This window comes from Bradyrhizobium sp., assembly GCF_035935975.1.
Taxonomy (GTDB): Bacteria; Pseudomonadota; Alphaproteobacteria; order Rhizobiales; family Xanthobacteraceae; genus Bradyrhizobium.
Window position 1 is genome coordinate 211896 of record NZ_DASYWN010000006.1, and the last position, 14419, is coordinate 226314.

The 14419-nt window shown below is 64.7% G+C and carries 15 protein-coding genes and 1 pseudogene; 4 read left to right on the plus strand and 12 right to left on the minus strand.

The window, feature by feature from the left end; genetic code table 11:
• Nucleotides 1-111: 111 nt before the first annotated feature.
• The 5 genes from VGR99_RS01790 to VGR99_RS01810 all read right to left on the minus strand — a co-directional run bounded on the left by VGR99_RS01790 (nt 112) and on the right by VGR99_RS01810 (nt 5338).
• A complete protein-coding gene (locus VGR99_RS01790; RefSeq protein WP_326896580.1) occupies nt 112-831 on the minus strand; it encodes a ribonuclease activity regulator RraA in 720 nt (239 codons plus the stop codon).
• A 121-nt stretch (nt 832-952) separates the two neighbouring features.
• Nucleotides 953-2689, minus strand: a complete 1737-nt coding sequence (araD, locus tag VGR99_RS01795; protein WP_326896581.1) for an L-arabinonate dehydratase — start codon at nt 2687-2689, stop codon at nt 953-955.
• The gene (locus VGR99_RS01800; protein ID WP_326896582.1) at nt 2686-3546 is read right to left on the minus strand and encodes an ABC transporter permease; all 861 of its coding nucleotides are present in this window, start codon (nt 3544-3546) and stop codon (nt 2686-2688) included. The genes araD and VGR99_RS01800 overlap by 4 nt, the downstream gene beginning before the upstream one ends.
• 11 nt (nt 3547-3557) lie before the next feature.
• On the minus strand, nt 3558-4319 hold the full coding sequence (locus tag VGR99_RS01805; protein WP_326896583.1) for an ABC transporter ATP-binding protein: 762 nt from the start codon (nt 4317-4319) through the stop codon (nt 3558-3560).
• A complete protein-coding gene (locus VGR99_RS01810) occupies nt 4319-5338 on the minus strand; it encodes an ABC transporter substrate-binding protein (protein WP_326896584.1) in 1020 nt (339 codons plus the stop codon). Before VGR99_RS01810 ends, VGR99_RS01805 begins: the two co-directional genes overlap by 1 nt.
• Before the next feature lie 91 nt (nt 5339-5429).
• On the opposite strand from VGR99_RS01810, the gene VGR99_RS01815 reads away from it, so the two are divergent.
• From VGR99_RS01815 to VGR99_RS01825, 3 genes and pseudogenes are all read left to right on the plus strand, one after another.
• Complete coding sequence (locus tag VGR99_RS01815) at nt 5430-6146, plus strand: GntR family transcriptional regulator (RefSeq protein WP_326896585.1); 717 nt, start codon at nt 5430-5432, stop codon at nt 6144-6146.
• 205 nt (nt 6147-6351) lie between these two features.
• A pseudogene (locus tag VGR99_RS01820) lies at nt 6352-6447 on the plus strand (response regulator); the annotation flags it as partial.
• 76 nt (nt 6448-6523) lie between these two features.
• Complete coding sequence (locus VGR99_RS01825; RefSeq protein ID WP_326896586.1) at nt 6524-10024, plus strand: PAS domain S-box protein; 3501 nt, start codon at nt 6524-6526, stop codon at nt 10022-10024.
• A 152-nt stretch (nt 10025-10176) separates the two neighbouring features.
• Here VGR99_RS01825 and VGR99_RS01830 read toward each other — a convergent pair whose 3' ends face one another.
• Complete coding sequence (locus VGR99_RS01830) at nt 10177-10812, minus strand: response regulator transcription factor (protein ID WP_326896587.1); 636 nt, start codon at nt 10810-10812, stop codon at nt 10177-10179.
• Between the two features lie 149 nt (nt 10813-10961).
• Here VGR99_RS01830 and VGR99_RS01835 point away from each other — a divergent pair, with 149 nt between their 5' ends.
• Nucleotides 10962-11279, plus strand: a complete 318-nt coding sequence (locus VGR99_RS01835; protein WP_326896588.1) for a hypothetical protein — start codon at nt 10962-10964, stop codon at nt 11277-11279.
• A gap of 54 nt (nt 11280-11333) precedes the next feature.
• On the opposite strand, the gene VGR99_RS01840 is transcribed toward VGR99_RS01835, so the two are convergent.
• From VGR99_RS01840 to VGR99_RS01865, 6 genes are all read right to left on the minus strand, one after another.
• The gene (locus VGR99_RS01840) at nt 11334-11837 is read right to left on the minus strand and encodes a response regulator (RefSeq protein WP_326896589.1); all 504 of its coding nucleotides are present in this window, start codon (nt 11835-11837) and stop codon (nt 11334-11336) included.
• Between the two features lie 127 nt (nt 11838-11964).
• Complete coding sequence (locus VGR99_RS01845; RefSeq protein ID WP_326896590.1) at nt 11965-12282, minus strand: PilZ domain-containing protein; 318 nt, start codon at nt 12280-12282, stop codon at nt 11965-11967.
• A gap of 2 nt (nt 12283-12284) precedes the next feature.
• Nucleotides 12285-13166, minus strand: coding sequence for a protein-glutamate O-methyltransferase CheR (locus tag VGR99_RS01850; RefSeq protein WP_326896591.1), 882 nt, complete (start codon nt 13164-13166; stop codon nt 12285-12287).
• A 60-nt stretch (nt 13167-13226) separates the two neighbouring features.
• Nucleotides 13227-13613, minus strand: coding sequence for a response regulator (locus VGR99_RS01855; RefSeq protein WP_326896592.1), 387 nt, complete (start codon nt 13611-13613; stop codon nt 13227-13229).
• Nucleotides 13614-13644: 31 nt separating this feature from the next.
• Complete coding sequence (locus tag VGR99_RS01860; protein WP_326896593.1) at nt 13645-14118, minus strand: chemotaxis protein CheW; 474 nt, start codon at nt 14116-14118, stop codon at nt 13645-13647.
• A 24-nt stretch (nt 14119-14142) separates the two neighbouring features.
• Nucleotides 14143-14419: response regulator (locus VGR99_RS01865; RefSeq protein WP_326896594.1), on the minus strand; the 277-nt coding region annotated here is incomplete at its 5' end.

A 14419-nucleotide genomic window follows, 5' to 3' on the forward strand; every position in this document is an offset into this window, starting at 1 on the left:
GAGACTCGGGAATTTCCATATGCGATAGCCCTACCGCAAGCGGGGAGAGGCAAAGGCTCACACCGCCCCGTGCGCTTCCGGCTCGTTTCTTGACGTGATTTAGTCTCGGCCTTAACGGCCGTTCTTCTTCCGCCATTCCGCGAAATTGGTCAGCGTCTGCGGATCGGTGGCGGGATAGAGACCGAAAATGCCGCGGCCCTTCCCGACTTCCTCGGTGACGAAGTCTTCGAAGGCGGTCATCTCGAACGTCTCATTCGCAATCTCATCCGCGAGATGCGCAGGGATCACGATAACACCGTCGGCGTCTCCCAAAATGACGTCGCCGGGGAACACCGGCGCATCGCCGCAGCCGATCGGAACGTTGATCTCGATCGCCTGGTGCAGCGTAAGGTTCGTCGGCGCCGAGGGACGATGGTGATAGGCGGGAATCCCGAGCTTGGCGATCTCAGCGGAATCGCGAAAGCCGCCGTCGGTGACGACGCCGGCAACGCCGCGCTTCATCAGGCGCGTGACCAGGATCGCGCCGGCCGAGGCCGCGCGCGCGTCCTTGCGGCTGTCCATCACCAGCACGGCGCCGGGCGGGCAATCCTCGACCGCCTTGCGCTGCGGATGGGAGCGGTCCTTGAACACGTCGATGGTGTTGAGGTCCTCGCGCGCCGGCATGTAGCGCAGCGTGAAGGCCTCGCCGACCATGGTCGGCTGGTCCGCGCCGAGCGGATGCACATCCTGGATCATCTGGATGCGCAGGCCGCGCTTGAACAGCGCGGTGGCGACGGTGGCGGTGGAGACGGATTTGAGCTTGTTGCGGGTGGCTTCGCTGAGTTTTGACATTCGATCCAACTCTCTTGTCATTCCGGGGCGCGCGTAGCGCGAACCCGGAATCCATCGGGCCGCACACGCTATGGTGAAATGGGTTCCGGGTTCGATGCTTCGCATCGCCCCGGAACGACGGTCAGTAAATCGACGGCTCGCCGATCGGCGCGCCGAAATCGGTCTCGAGGAAGTCGAAGTCGCAGCCGTCATTGGCCTGCTTGATGTGCTTGGTGAACATCCAGCCATAGCCGCGCTCGAAGCGGCGCTCGGGTTGCTTCCAGGCGGCGCGGCGCTTGGCGAGCTCGGCCTCGGGGACATCGAGATTGATGGTGCGCGCGGCGACGTCGAGCGTGATGCGGTCGCCGTTCTGCACCAGCGCCAGCGGGCCGCCGATATAGGATTCCGGCGAGACGTGCAGAATGCAGGCGCCATAGCTGGTGCCGCTCATGCGCGCATCCGAGATGCGCACCATGTCACGCACGCCCTGCTTCACGAGCTTGGTCGGGATCGGCAGCATGCCCCATTCCGGCATGCCCGGCCCGCCCTGCGGCCCCGCATTGCGCAGGATGAGGATATGGTCCTCGGTGACGTCCAGATTGGGATCGTCGACCGCCTTCTTCATCGAGGGATAGTCGTCGAACACCAGCGCCGGCCCGGTGTGCTTGAGGAAGCGCGGCGCGCAGGCGGAGGGCTTGATGACGCAGCCGTCGGGCGCGAGGTTGCCCTTGAGCACGGCGAGCGCGCCTTCCTTGTAGATGGGATTGTCGATCGAACGGATCACGTCGTCATTGTGCACTTCGGCATGGGCGATGTTCTCGCCCAGCGTCTGGCCGGTGACGGTGATGCAATCGAGATGCAGATGCGGTTTGATCTGCCCCATCAGCGCCGGCAGACCGCCGGCATAGAAGAAGTCTTCCATCAGATAAGCATCGCCGCTCGGACGGACGTTGGCGATCACGGGCACCTTGCGGCTCGCCTTCTCGAAATCGTCGAGGCCGATGTCGAGGCCGGCGCGGCGGGCCTGCGCGATCAGATGGATGATGGCGTTGGTCGAGCAGCCCATCGCCATTGCGACCGCGATCGCGTTCTCGAACGCCTTGCGGGTCTGGATCGTCTTCGGCGTCAGGTCTTCCCACACCATCTCGACGATGCGACGTCCGCATTCGGAGGCCATGCGGATGTGGTTGGCATCGGCAGCGGGAATCGAGGAGGCGCCGGGCAGCGTCATGCCGATCGCTTCGGCGATCGCGGTCATGGTCGAGGCCGTGCCCATGGTCATGCAGGTGCCGTAGCTGCGGGCGATGCCGGCTTCGATGTCGAGCCAGTCCTTGTCGGAGATCTTCCCGGCGCGGCGCTCGTCCCAGTATTTCCAGCCGTCGGAGCCGGAACCTAGCGTCTTGCCCTTCCAGTTGCCGCGCAGCATCGGGCCCGCCGGCAGGTAGATCGCCGGGATGTTCATCGAGGTCGCGCCCAGCAGCAGCGCCGGCGTGGTCTTGTCGCAGCCGCCCATCAACACAACACCGTCGACGGGATGGCTGCGCAGCAGTTCCTCGGCGTCCATCGCCAGCAGGTTGCGATAGAGCATGGTGGTCGGCTTGAGCAGCGATTCCGACAGCGACAGCGCCGGCAACTCCAGCGGCAGGCCGCCGGCCATCAGGATGCCGCGCTTGACGTCCTCGACGCGCGACTTGAAGTGCATGTGGCAGGGCTGGGCGTCCGACCAGGTGTTGAGGATCGCAATGATCGGGCGGTCCTTCCACTCCTCCGGGGCGTAGCCCATCTGCATGGTGCGGGAGCGGTGGCCGAACGAGCGAAGATCGTCGGGCGCAAACCAGCGTGCGCTGCGGAGCTGGTCGGGTGTTTTCTTCTTGGTCATGATTGGGTGCCCCATTTCTGGACCGTGTTCCGCTCGATGGCGCGGAAGATCAGGTTCTCGACAAAGAGCCCGATGATAATCACCGTCAAGAGGCCTGCGAACACTGCGGGTATGTCGAGGAGGTTGCGGTTCTCGAAGATGAACCAGCCGAGTCCGCCCTGCCCCGAGGACACGCCGAACACCAGCTCGGCCGCGATCAGGGTGCGCCAGGCGAACGCCCAGCCGATCTTGAGGCCGGTCAGGATCGAGCCGAACGCCGCGGGGATCAGGATTTTCGCGACATAGGGCAGCCCGCGCAGGCCGTAATTGCGACCGACCATGCGCAGCGTGTTGGACACGCTCTTGAAGCCGGAATGGGTGTTGAGCGCGACCGGCCACAGCACCGAATGGATCAGCACGAAAACGAGACTGCCGTTGCCGAGGCCGAACCAGATCAGTGCGAGCGGCAGCAGCGCGATCGCCGGCAGCGGGTTGAACATCGCCGTCACCGTCTCCAGGAAGTCGGTGCCGATCCGGGTCGAGATCGCGAGCACGGTGAAGATCGCGGCGAGCACGATGCCGGCCGAATAGCCCATGAACAGGACCTTCAGCGACGTCCACGCCCGCATCGGGATCGTGCCGTCTTTCACGCGGTCGTACAGCGTCGCGATCGTATCGTGCAGGGTCGGAAACAGCAGGGGATTGTCGAGATAGACGCCGTAGGCTTCCCAGACCGCCGCGAGGAACAGGATGATGACGGTCTTGCGGACAAAACCGTCGTTCCAGAGCAGCTCAAGCACGCTCAGCTTGCGCTCGACCTCGCTCGCACCGGTGACGGCGACCGGCGCGTCACGCAGCAATATTCTTGCTTCGCCCATCAGCTCTTCCCTCAATGCGCCGTGGCTTCGCCGGCGAACAGGAGATCGTGGATCTCCTTCTCCAGCCGGCCGGCGCTGCCGTCGTCGTTGCCGACCTTGTCGACGTCGATCACCTCGGCCTTGACCCGGCCGGGATGCGGCGACAGCAGCAGGATGCGGTTGCCGATGCGGATCGCTTCCGCGATCGAGTGCGTCACGAACAGCACGGTGAACTTGGTCTCGCTCCAGAGCTGGAGCAGCTCGTCCTGGCAGGTCCGTCGCGTCAACGCGTCGAGTGCGGCGAACGGCTCGTCCATCAGCAGAATGTCCGGCTCCATCGCCATGCCGCGCGCGATCGCGACGCGCTGCTTCATGCCGCCGGAGAGCGTGTGCGGATAGGCGTCGACCACGCGGGTCAGGCCGACCTTCTCGATATAGGATCGCGCCCGCATCTCCGCGTCCTTACGCGACAGCTTTCGCGCGGTCAGCAGCGGAAACATCACGTTGGCGAGCACGCTCTTCCAGGGCAGGAGCTGGTCGAATTCCTGGAAGATCATCATGCGGTCGGCGCCGGCACCGTGGATCTCACGATCGCCGATGGTCATGCGTCCCTCGCTCGGCGTCATGTAGCCGCCGACGGCCTTGAGCAGGGTAGACTTGCCGCAGCCGGAAGGCCCGAGCAGCACGAAGCGGTCGGACTTGTCGACCGTAAAGCTCACCCTCTCGGTGGCGGTGACGACTGCGCTGGAGGTCTTGTAGCGCAGCGTCACGCCGTTGACGTCGAGCAGCGCCATCAGTTGCCCTTCAGGTCATGCGCGACGGGGAGATAGTAATCGGTCCAGGCCTTGGGCTGGTTCTTCAGCGTGCCGGTCTTGTAGAGATGCGCGGCGAATTTCATCGTGCCCTGCGGCTCGAGATTCCATTCCATCATGCCGGGCTCCTTGAGGAGATCGAGCAGCTCCTCCACCGAGGTCTTGTCGCCGGTAACCTCCTTGTAGATCTCGACGGCCTGCTTGGTGTCGCTGCGGATCAAATCCTGCGCTTCCTTGGTGGCATCGCGCACGGCCTGGATGATCTTGGGATTGGCGTCGGCGAATTTGGTCGTGGTGAAGAACTGCGCCTGGCTCAGCGGGCCGCCCATCACGTCGGGCGAATTCAGCACGACATGCGCGCCCGGCACGTTCTTCAATTCAAGGAATGTATAGGGCGGGATCGAGAAATGGGTGTGCACCTCGTGCTTGGAATTGGCCAGCGCCGCATAGGCGTCGGGATGGCCGAGCTGCACGGTGTTGGCATCGAGCTTCGACCATTGATCGGCGCCGAAGGCCTCGGCGGCCGCAATCTGCAGCACGATCGCCTGCGTGGACACCTTCACGGTCGGCACCGCGATCTTGTCGCTGGGGCCGAAATCCTTGATGGACTTGATGTTGGCGTCGCGGCTGATCAGCGTCATCGGCTGCGCCGAGGTCGCGACGATACCCTTCACGCCGCCGCGGGTGCGATCCCACAGCAAAAGAAGATTGCCGGTGCCGGTGTTGAGGATGTCGACGCCGCCCGCGAGCAGCGCGTCGGTCTGCGCACCGCCGCCGGAGAAGGTGACCCATTTGGTGGTGACACCGGGAACGCCGAGAGCTGCGGCATGCTTCTCGATCAGCTTCTGCTTTTCCATGATGTGGCTCGGCATGTAGAAAATGCCGGGCTGGCGCGACAGCGATATCTCGGATTTTTGCTGCGCATGTGCAGCGGATGCCGAGACGGCGGTTGCGGCGATCAGGGTGGCAGCCGCAAGCCGGCTTCGAAGATGCTTGATCATTGTTGTGTGTTTCCTCCGGGTGCGCGTCGCGCTGCGTTGACCCCGCTGATGCACTAATATATTAGTGCATCAAAGGCAAGCGGGACCCGATATGGAAGCAGCCACCTCCGCGCCACGTGCACCCGCAAGAACGGCATCACGGCTCGATCGCGCCCGGCAGGCCGCGCCGCAGGTGTTCGAGCGCCTGCGCAATGCGATCATCGCCCTGGAGCTGCCACCGGGCGCGCCGCTGTCGCGCGCCGAGCTCGCCGGCCAGTTCGGAATCAGCTCGACGCCGGTGCGCGATGCCCTGATGCGGCTGGAGGAAGAGGGCCTGGTCGACGTCTTTCCGCAGCACGCGACCGTGGTCAGCCGGATCGACATCAGCCGCGCCCAGCAGGCGCATTTCCTCCGTCAGGCGCTGGAGCTGGAGATCGTCCGGCTCCTCGCGGAACAGAACGACGAAGCCCTGATCATCCGCCTCGACCACGCCATCGCCCTGCAGCAGCAGTTCGCGAAAGCCGGCGAGTTCGAATCCTTCATGGCCGGCGACAACGACTTCCACGCCCAGCTCTACGCGGCGGCCGGCAAGCAGGAGCTTTGGGCGCTGGTGCGCAGCCGCAGCGGGCATATCGACCGGCTGCGCCGGCTGCATCTCCCCTCGCCCGGCAAGGCGCAGAACATCGTGCGCCACCACAAGCTGATCACGCGCGCGATCGAGTCCGGCGACGCCGATGCTGCACAACAGCACCTGCGCAAGCATCTGTCCGGAACCCTGAGCGAGCTGGATACGATCCGGAGCCACCACCCGGAATACCTGACCGATTAGGCCCCATCCGCTACGCGACCACGCGCCCTTATGCACGCCATCGTGCTTAACGAATGTTGCGGCGTGCCATCCGCGCGCGGCCGAAAAATGCAATCGCGTCAAACGCGAAGTGCTTGCGGGCAGGCCGGAATCCGCGCAACAATTTCATATTTCAGGCTTTGATTTGGGTCGCGGGGCTTCCCATCCGATCCGGAGGATTTTTCAATTGGCCAACATCCTGATCGTGGATGACGACCCGGCCGTGCAGATCACGATCCGGCTGGTTCTGGAGCGGGCCGGTCATCACGTCACAGTCGCCGGCGGCCGATGACGGGGCGATCCATGTTGCAGCGTAGCGGAACATTCGGGACCGCCCTTGGCGCGGCGCCAGGGCCGACATGACGCTGGCAACCCGGCTAGCCATCGCAATGATCCTGCTGGTCGCAGGTGCGGTCTCCGCCGTCGGATGGCTGAGCCATTACAGCCTAGAGCAGGCCTTCCTGCCGCGCGTGCTCGAGCGCATCGAGACCCAATCGCGGCTGCTGGCGTCCCAGCTCGAAACCCAGACCGACGGCGCGCGCGCCGACATCGTGACGTTTCGCGCCCACGCCGCCGTGCGCGGCATGATCGATGCGCATTTCAACAACGGTGTCGATCCGACCGACCATTTGTCCGAAGCGACCTGGCGCGAGCGGCTGCAGGCGTATCTCATGGCCAATGTCGGGGCCAATCCGACTTACGCAAAGTTTCGCATCATCGACGCCGACGGCCGCGAATATCTGCGCGTCGACCGATCCGGCCCGACCGGATCGGTGCGTGTCGTTCCCGACAATGTGCTGCAGGCCAAGGACGAGCGCGGCTTCTTCCAGGACGCGATCAAGCTGTCCGAAGATCAGGTCTACGTCTCGCCGGTCGATTTGAACGTCGACGACGGCGTGATCCAGATGCCCTATGTTCCGACGTTGCGCGTCGCGGCGCCGCTATTCGGATCCGATCACCGGCTGTTCGGTATCGTCGTCATCAATGTCGACATGCGCCAGGTGTTCGACCGCATCAGGATCACGAGCCGGCGCGGCGAACAGGTCTATGTCGTCGGCCGCAACGGCGATTATCTCGTGCATCCGGATCGCACCCGCGAGTTCGGCTCGCAACTGGGCACGCCGACGCGCTGGCAGGACGACTTCCCCTATTTCGCTTCGGTCACCGGATCGACCCTGGGTGCGACCCAGGTCGTGCCGGGGAGCGACGACAAGCCGAGCGGCACCGCGATCTCGCCCGCGATCCTGGCCGAGGGCCAGTGGATCGCCATCATCCGTGTCGTGCCCAATGCCGTGTTCATGGCGCCGGCCGTCGTCATCGAAAAGAACACCGTCACGATCGGCATCATCGCGGTGCTGGTCGCGGCCGTGCTTGCGGTGCTGCTGGCGCAGTCGCTGACCCGTCCGATCGGACGGCTCACCGCGGCGGTCGAGGCGATCGGACGCGGCAAGCCGGCCGACATCCCGACCGACGCGTCCGGCGAGACCGGCATGCTGGCACGGGCCTTCGCCCGCATGGTCGAGGAGACCAAGGCGAAGACATCGGCCCTCGAACGCGAGGTCGAGGAGCGCCGCCGCACCGAGGCCGCGCGCGACCAACTCGCCGTCCGCGAGCGCCTGTTCAGCGCGGCGGTCGAATCGTCCGACGATTCGATCGTCATGCAGACACTCGAGGGCATCATCATCGGGTGGAATGCGGCGGCCGAACGCCTTTATGGCTATTCCGCCGAAGAAGCGGTCGGACAACCCGCCTCCATCATCCTGCCGCCCGATCGGCGCGAAGAAGGCAAGGACTATCTTGCGCTGATTGCAAGGGGCGAGCGGATCGAACGCTTCGAGACGGTGCGGCTGCACAGGGACGGCACTCCCATCGAGATATCGGTGAGCCTCTCGCCGATCCGGGGCCCCGCGGGCGAGATCATCGGCGCCTCCGGCACGGCACGCGTGCTGACCGATGCACGACGGACCGAGCGCGCGCTGCAACAGACGCTCGAGGAGAGACGGCAGCTGTTCGATGCCTCCGAAGACCTGATCATGATCATGAATTCGCGCGGCCATATCGTCCAGATCAGCCCGAGCTGCGAGGCTGTTCTCGGCTATCGTCCGGAAGAGATGATCGGCCGCAGTGGCGTCGATTTCATCCACCCCGCCCATCTCGAGCAATCCCGCGAGGAGATGCGGGCGCTGCGGCGCGGCGGACACCCCAAGCTCGCTGATACCCGTTGCCTGCACAAGGACGGCCGCGAAGTCTGGCTGTCCTGGCTCGGCAACTGGTCGGATCAGGCCAAGCGCTTCTTCTTCGTCGGCCGCGACATGACCGAGGCGCGGCTTGCGGAGGAATCGCTTCGCGAAAGCGAGCAGCTCGCGCGCAACATCGTCGAGACCGCACTCGACGCCTTCGTCCAGACCGACGACCGCAGCATCATCCTGAACTGGAGCTCGCGGGCCGAGGAGCTGTTCGGCTGGCGACGCGACGAAGCGCTGGGCCGCAACGCCATCGACCTGATCGTGGCCGAAGCCGAGCGCGAGAGGGTCAAGGCCGGGCTCGAGCGTTTCCTCGTGTCCCAGGACGGCCAGACGCTCAACCGCCGCCGCGAGCTCATGGTCCGGTGCCGCGACGGCAAGGAGTTCAAGGCCGAGCTGAGCGTCACGGCGCTGAAGCGCCGCGAGGGCATTCTGTTCAACGTGTTCTACCGCGACCTCACCGACAAGATCGCGTCGGAGGAGCGCATCCGCCACGCCGAGAAGATGGAGGCGGTCGGACAGCTCACCGGCGGCGTAGCGCACGACTTCAACAACATCCTCACCGTCATCACCGGAACGATCGAGATCCTGGCGGAGGCGGTCGCCAAGGAGCCGGAGCTCGCGGCGATCACCAAGATGATCGACGAGGCCGCCGGGCGCGGCGCCGAGCTGACCCAGCATCTGCTCGCCTTTGCCCGCAAGCAGCCGCTGCAGCCGCGCGAGATCGACATCAACTCGCTGATCATCGACACCGCAAAGCTGCTGCGGCCGACGCTCGGCGAGCAGATCCAGATCGAATCGGTGTTCGAGGACGAGAACTGCGTCGCGATCGTCGACCCCAATCAGCTCACCACCGCGATCCTCAATCTCGCGCTCAATGCCCGCGACGCCATGCCTGGTGGCGGCAAGCTGATCGTCGAGACGGGCGCCGCCTATCTCGACGAGGTCTATGCCAGCGCCAACGATATCAGGCCGGGCCACTACGTGCTGATCGCCGTGAGCGACACCGGGACCGGCATTCCATCCAACATGCTGGCGAGGGTGTTCGACCCGTTCTTCACCTCGAAGGGACCGGGCAAGGGCACCGGCCTCGGCCTCTCCATGGTCTACGGCTTCATCAAGCAGTCCGCAGGACACATCAAGATCTACAGCGAGGAAGGCCACGGCACCACGATCAAGATGTACCTGCCGCCCGGCAAGACGGCGACGCCGGCCGGCGAGGGCGTGACGCCGGCGACGATCGAGGGCGGACACGAGACCATCCTGGTGGTCGAGGACGATCGCCTGGTGCGCGACTACGTGCTGGCGCAGCTGCATTCGCTCGGCTACGTCACCTTGCAGGCCGCGAACGCGGCGGAGGCCGTCGCCATCGTCTCAAGCGGAAAGCCGTTCGACCTGCTGTTCACCGACGTCATCATGCCCGGCAAGATGAACGGACGGCAGCTTGCCGACGAGCTGCTGAAGACGCGCCCCGATCTCAAGGTGGTCTACACGTCAGGCTATACCGAGAACGCGATCATCCATCACGGCCGGCTGGATTCGGGCGTGCTGCTGCTGGCCAAGCCCTATCGCAAATCGGATCTGGCGCGGATCATCCGCAGGGCGCTGAGCGCGTGAGGCCTCGCTCTCGTGTCCCGGACGCACTGCAGCGCGTAAGCGCTGCTGTGCAGAGCCGGGACCCAGAACTGCTGGCTGTGAAACTGGAGAGATGGGCCCCGGCTCTGCAGCGCATCACTGCGTGACGCGCTGCGTCCGGGGCACGAGACTTTTTACGACGCCCGCTGGGCCGCGGTCATCACGATGCGGATCAGGTCGGCGGCGTTGCGCGCGCCGAGCTTCTTCATGATGTTGGCGCGGTGGTCCTCGATGGTACGCGGACTGATGCCGAGGGTGCGCCCGGCTTCCTTGTTGGACGCACCGGAGGCGAACTGCTCGAGCACCTCGCGCTCCCTGCGCGTCAACGGCTCGCGGCCCGGGAAGTGCAGCGAGTTGAATTTCGGCGACGCATTCTCCGCCTGCCGGCGTGCATAGGCGCCAATCGCCTCGTCGAGCCGGCCGACGATCTCGCTGCCGCGGAACGGCTTCTCGATGAAGTCGAGCGCGCCGTTCTTGATGGCGCTCACCGCCATCGCGATGTCGCCCTGCCCGGAGATCATGAAGATCGGCGCCGGGTAATCCTCGCCGTGCAGCTCCCTCAGAATGTCGAGACCCGACTTTCCGGGAATGTGCACGTCGAGCAGGATCGCAGCCGGCGTGCGGCTTCGCGCGACGGACAGCAGTGCTGCACCGTCAGCGAAACAGATCACCTCATAACCTGCCGCCTTCAACACCATCGACAAGGTGTCGCGAACGGCGGGGTCGTCGTCGACTACGAAGATTTCACCGCGAGAGCTTTGTTCGGCCATGTGCCACATCCGGTTGGCATGAAGGACTCGCGTCCGCGCCAACTGTTATGGCGTTCGGCGCGGATTCGGCCCACCCGTATTTGTACGGGACATGGACTTAACGCACAAGTAGCGGCTGGGTGCCTTATTGCGGGGGACGGAGAATATCCATGCTAAATTACGCAGGCACGCCCCCGCTCGCTGCGATGGCTGACACCGACAGCCGTCAGTTGATTGCAGCCGAACTTCGCTCTCTGATCGCGCGCATCGAGATCAGTATGCGTCTGATCGACGCGGCCATGACCTCGGACGATCTGGAGGCGGAAGACGATAGCGCTATCTCGAGTGCCGACTTGGGTTCCACCGAGATCGTCGTGCTCGACGACATCACGCCACGTTATGCCACGGCGAGTGCCGCCCTCAACACCTGCCGGGCTGAGCTCGGACACGCCCTGCAACAATTGTCGGAACCCGGCAGCCCGGTATAGGCCGTCATCGGCGCCGCTGATCTGCCGCAGCCGATTGCATGGCTGCTCCGCGCCTCAGGTGCGGTGCCGTTCCACGATAGCGTCGGTGGCGACACCACCCCAGGTGTGGATCGCCGGCAGTCCCATCGCGGTCTTGCCGAGATTGGCGAGGCTGATGCGCAGAGCCGCGAGATCGAGCGGCTTCGGCAGGCTCTGGAGCTCGATCCCGACCGAGCGGGCGAAGCTGCGCGCGGCGCTGCGGCGCTTGCCGTCCATGCCGCTGATGACGATCACGGCACCTGCGAATTTCGCCTCCGCCATCTCGCGCAGCACGTCGATGCCGTCGCCATCCTCCAGCACGAGATCGAGCGTCACGCAGTCGAAGCGCGCGGCGCGGAGCTTCTCGATCGCTTCCGCCACCGACGGCGCCACGGTGACTTCATGGCCGGCCTGCTTGGCGGCGACCGTGATCAGGCTGCGCTGCGTCGCGTCGTCGTCGACGACCAGAAGCTGAAGCGCGCGCCGCTCGGCGACGTCGGGCAGGTTTGACGGGATGGGGGAGAGGGAACTTCTGGGCATTGCCATATCCTAGGGATTGAGACGTGCAATTGGTACACGGCTCGCGCTTAGGCGACGTAAAGCTGCGCCGGCAAATTCAGTCGGAAGTTTCAGCAAATATAAAGCAACCCGGCGAAAAGCGTGCCGTTCAGGCCGCCTCGTCGCGGCCACCGGCGGCGCCGCGCTTCTTGCGGTTCTTGCCGCGCAGGAACTGGATGTCCATCTCGGCGCCGTTGACGCGCACCAGCTCGCAGCGGCGATAGGCAAGGCCAGTGGACGACAGCAGCAGGAAGAACTCCTTCAGGTTCAAACCCTGGATCGAGCCTTCGACCGTCAGAATGGCGTCCGTATCGGAAATCGCATTGAGCGTGCAGTCGCGCCGCCACGTCCCGTCGATGGCCATGATGCAGACATCATAGCCCCGGCTGAACGTGACGCGCTCTGCGCCTTTGCCATCCTCTGCCATGCTTATCGTCCCGCCATCACCGCCATGCGCGGCAGCGCGCCGACGACACCGGCCGGCTTGGCCGCGGCTGCACGCGGATCGTTCGGCTTGTAGAGGCCGCGACGCTCCGGAATCGGGCGGAACGTATCGGTCAGACCGACCACGGTTTCGGCTGCGCCCAGCACCAGGAAGCCGTCGGGCTCGATCTGGCGCGCCAGGCGGTTGAAGATGTTGATCTTCGTGTCCTGGTCGAAATAGATCAGCACGTTGCGGCAGAAGATGACGTCGAACGTGCCGAGCTGGGCGAAATCGTGCAGCAGGTTCAGCTGGCGGTGCTGGATCATCGCCCGCAATTCGGGATTGATCTGCCAGGTCTCGCCGGTCTGCTTGAAATATTTGACCAGCATCTGGATCGGCAGGCCGCGCTGCACCTCGAACTGGCTGTAGACGCCGGCCTTGGCCTTCTCCAGCACTTCCTGCGACAGGTCGGTCGCAATGATCTCGACGCGCCAGCCGGTGAGGGCCGCGCCCATCTCCTTCAGGCACATCGCCAGCGAATAGGGCTCCTGCCCGGTCGAGCCGGCGGCGCACCAGATCCGCACGCTGCGGCGGGCGGCACGCGCCTTGATGACCTCCGGCATGATGTGGTCGCGGAAATGGTCGAACGGGACCTTGTCGCGGAAGAAGAAGGTCTCGTTGGTGGTCATGGCTTCGACCACGTCGGTGATCAGCGTGCGCGAGCCGCCTTGCAGCTTCTGCACGAGCTCGGTGATGCCGGAGAGCCCGGCCTTGCGCGCGAGCGGCAGCAGGCGGCTTTCGATCAGATATTGCTTGTCTGCGGAGAGGTCGAGACCGGAATTGTCCTTGAGAAACTTACGCAGATACTCGTACTCGGTCGGGGTCACGGAGAGCCTCTTGGGAGCTGTACTGGGAACACTCTGGCCAAACAGTTCGGCCAGACACACTCAGACCAAGGCTTGTCCGACCGGGAGCAAGCCGACTTCAGCAAATTTGTCGGCGATGATGTCTTTGTCGAAAGGCTTCATGATGTACTCGTTGGCGCCGCCGCTGAGCGCCTGAGCAATATGAGCCACGTTGTTCTCGGTGGTGCAGAACACCACCTTCGGCTGGTCGCCGCCGGGCAGGCGGCGCATGTGGCCCATGAACTCGAAACCGTCCATCACGGGCATGTTCCAGTCGAGCAGCACCGCGTCGGGCAACTGCCGCTGGCAGATCTCGAGCGCCTTGGAGCCGTCCTCGGCCTCGGTGACCTGGAATTCCAAGCCTTCCAGAATCCGGCGCGCGATCTTGCGCACGACGCTGGAATCATCGACCACCAAACATGTCTTCATTTTGGTTCTCCGGCTTCGATGTTTCGTTGGCTCACGCGGCCATTTGCACTTCAGTCTTCAATTCGAGCACGCGATCGACGTCGAGGACGACCATGAGCTGGCCGTCGAGACGGTGGACGCCGCCGGCGAGCTTGGCCATGCGGGGATCGAGGTTGACCGGGTTCTCTTCCATGCCGGCCTCGGGCAGGCGCAGCACCTCGCCGATCTGGTCGATCAGGAGGCCATAGGATTCGCCGCGCAGGTCGACGCCGACCGCCATCGGCGCCTTGCCGTCCTCGGCCTTGGGCAGGCCGAGACGGGCGCGCATGTCGATCACGGTGACGATGCGGCCGCGCAGGTTCAGCACGCCCGCGATCTCGCGCGAGGACAGCGGCACGCGGGTGACGCGCTCGGGCATGAACACGTCCTGGACGCGGGAGATCGGCAGGCCGAACAGCTGGCCGCCGATCATCGCGGTGACGTATTCGACCATGGTGCCTTCGGTGGACTGCATCTTGGTGCTCATAAGCGTATCTCCTGATCCCGCTGGTTACGCCGCTGCCCGGCTCAGCTCGGAGGCGCCGGCCGCACCCGCGGTCTGCTCCTTCAGCGCCGCGATCAGACCGGGACGGTCGAACTTGGCGACATAGTCGTGGAAGCCGGCCTGACGGCCGCGCTCGATCGCTGCCGGCGACACCAGCGCCGACAGGCCGATGATCGGCATCGAACCGAGATTGCTGTCGGAGCGGATGGTCTCGGCGAACTCGAACCCGTTCATGTCGGGCATCTCGATGTCGGTCAGGACCACGTCGAAGTTTTGCGCACGG

What these genes read in the sequence shown, in the direction of transcription:
- VGR99_RS01790 (WP_326896580.1), bottom strand. Translation starts at nt 831, where the DNA reads ATGTCAAAACTCAGCGAAGCCACCCGCAACAAGCTCAAATCCGTCTCC.
- araD (WP_326896581.1), bottom strand. Translation starts at nt 2,689, where the DNA reads ATGACCAAGAAGAAAACACCCGACCAGCTCCGCAGCGCACGCTGGTTT.
- VGR99_RS01800 (WP_326896582.1), bottom strand. Translation starts at nt 3,546, where the DNA reads ATGGGCGAAGCAAGAATATTGCTGCGTGACGCGCCGGTCGCCGTCACC.
- VGR99_RS01805 (WP_326896583.1), bottom strand. Translation starts at nt 4,319, where the DNA reads ATGGCGCTGCTCGACGTCAACGGCGTGACGCTGCGCTACAAGACCTCC.
- VGR99_RS01810 (WP_326896584.1), bottom strand. Translation starts at nt 5,338, where the DNA reads ATGATCAAGCATCTTCGAAGCCGGCTTGCGGCTGCCACCCTGATCGCC.
- VGR99_RS01815 (WP_326896585.1), top strand. Translation starts at nt 5,430, where the DNA reads ATGGAAGCAGCCACCTCCGCGCCACGTGCACCCGCAAGAACGGCATCA.
- VGR99_RS01825 (WP_326896586.1), top strand. Translation starts at nt 6,524, where the DNA reads ATGACGCTGGCAACCCGGCTAGCCATCGCAATGATCCTGCTGGTCGCA.
- VGR99_RS01830 (WP_326896587.1), bottom strand. Translation starts at nt 10,812, where the DNA reads ATGGCCGAACAAAGCTCTCGCGGTGAAATCTTCGTAGTCGACGACGAC.
- VGR99_RS01835 (WP_326896588.1), top strand. Translation starts at nt 10,962, where the DNA reads ATGCTAAATTACGCAGGCACGCCCCCGCTCGCTGCGATGGCTGACACC.
- VGR99_RS01840 (WP_326896589.1), bottom strand. Translation starts at nt 11,837, where the DNA reads ATGCCCAGAAGTTCCCTCTCCCCCATCCCGTCAAACCTGCCCGACGTC.
- VGR99_RS01845 (WP_326896590.1), bottom strand. Translation starts at nt 12,282, where the DNA reads ATGGCAGAGGATGGCAAAGGCGCAGAGCGCGTCACGTTCAGCCGGGGC.
- VGR99_RS01855 (WP_326896592.1), bottom strand. Translation starts at nt 13,613, where the DNA reads ATGAAGACATGTTTGGTGGTCGATGATTCCAGCGTCGTGCGCAAGATC.
- VGR99_RS01860 (WP_326896593.1), bottom strand. Translation starts at nt 14,118, where the DNA reads ATGAGCACCAAGATGCAGTCCACCGAAGGCACCATGGTCGAATACGTC.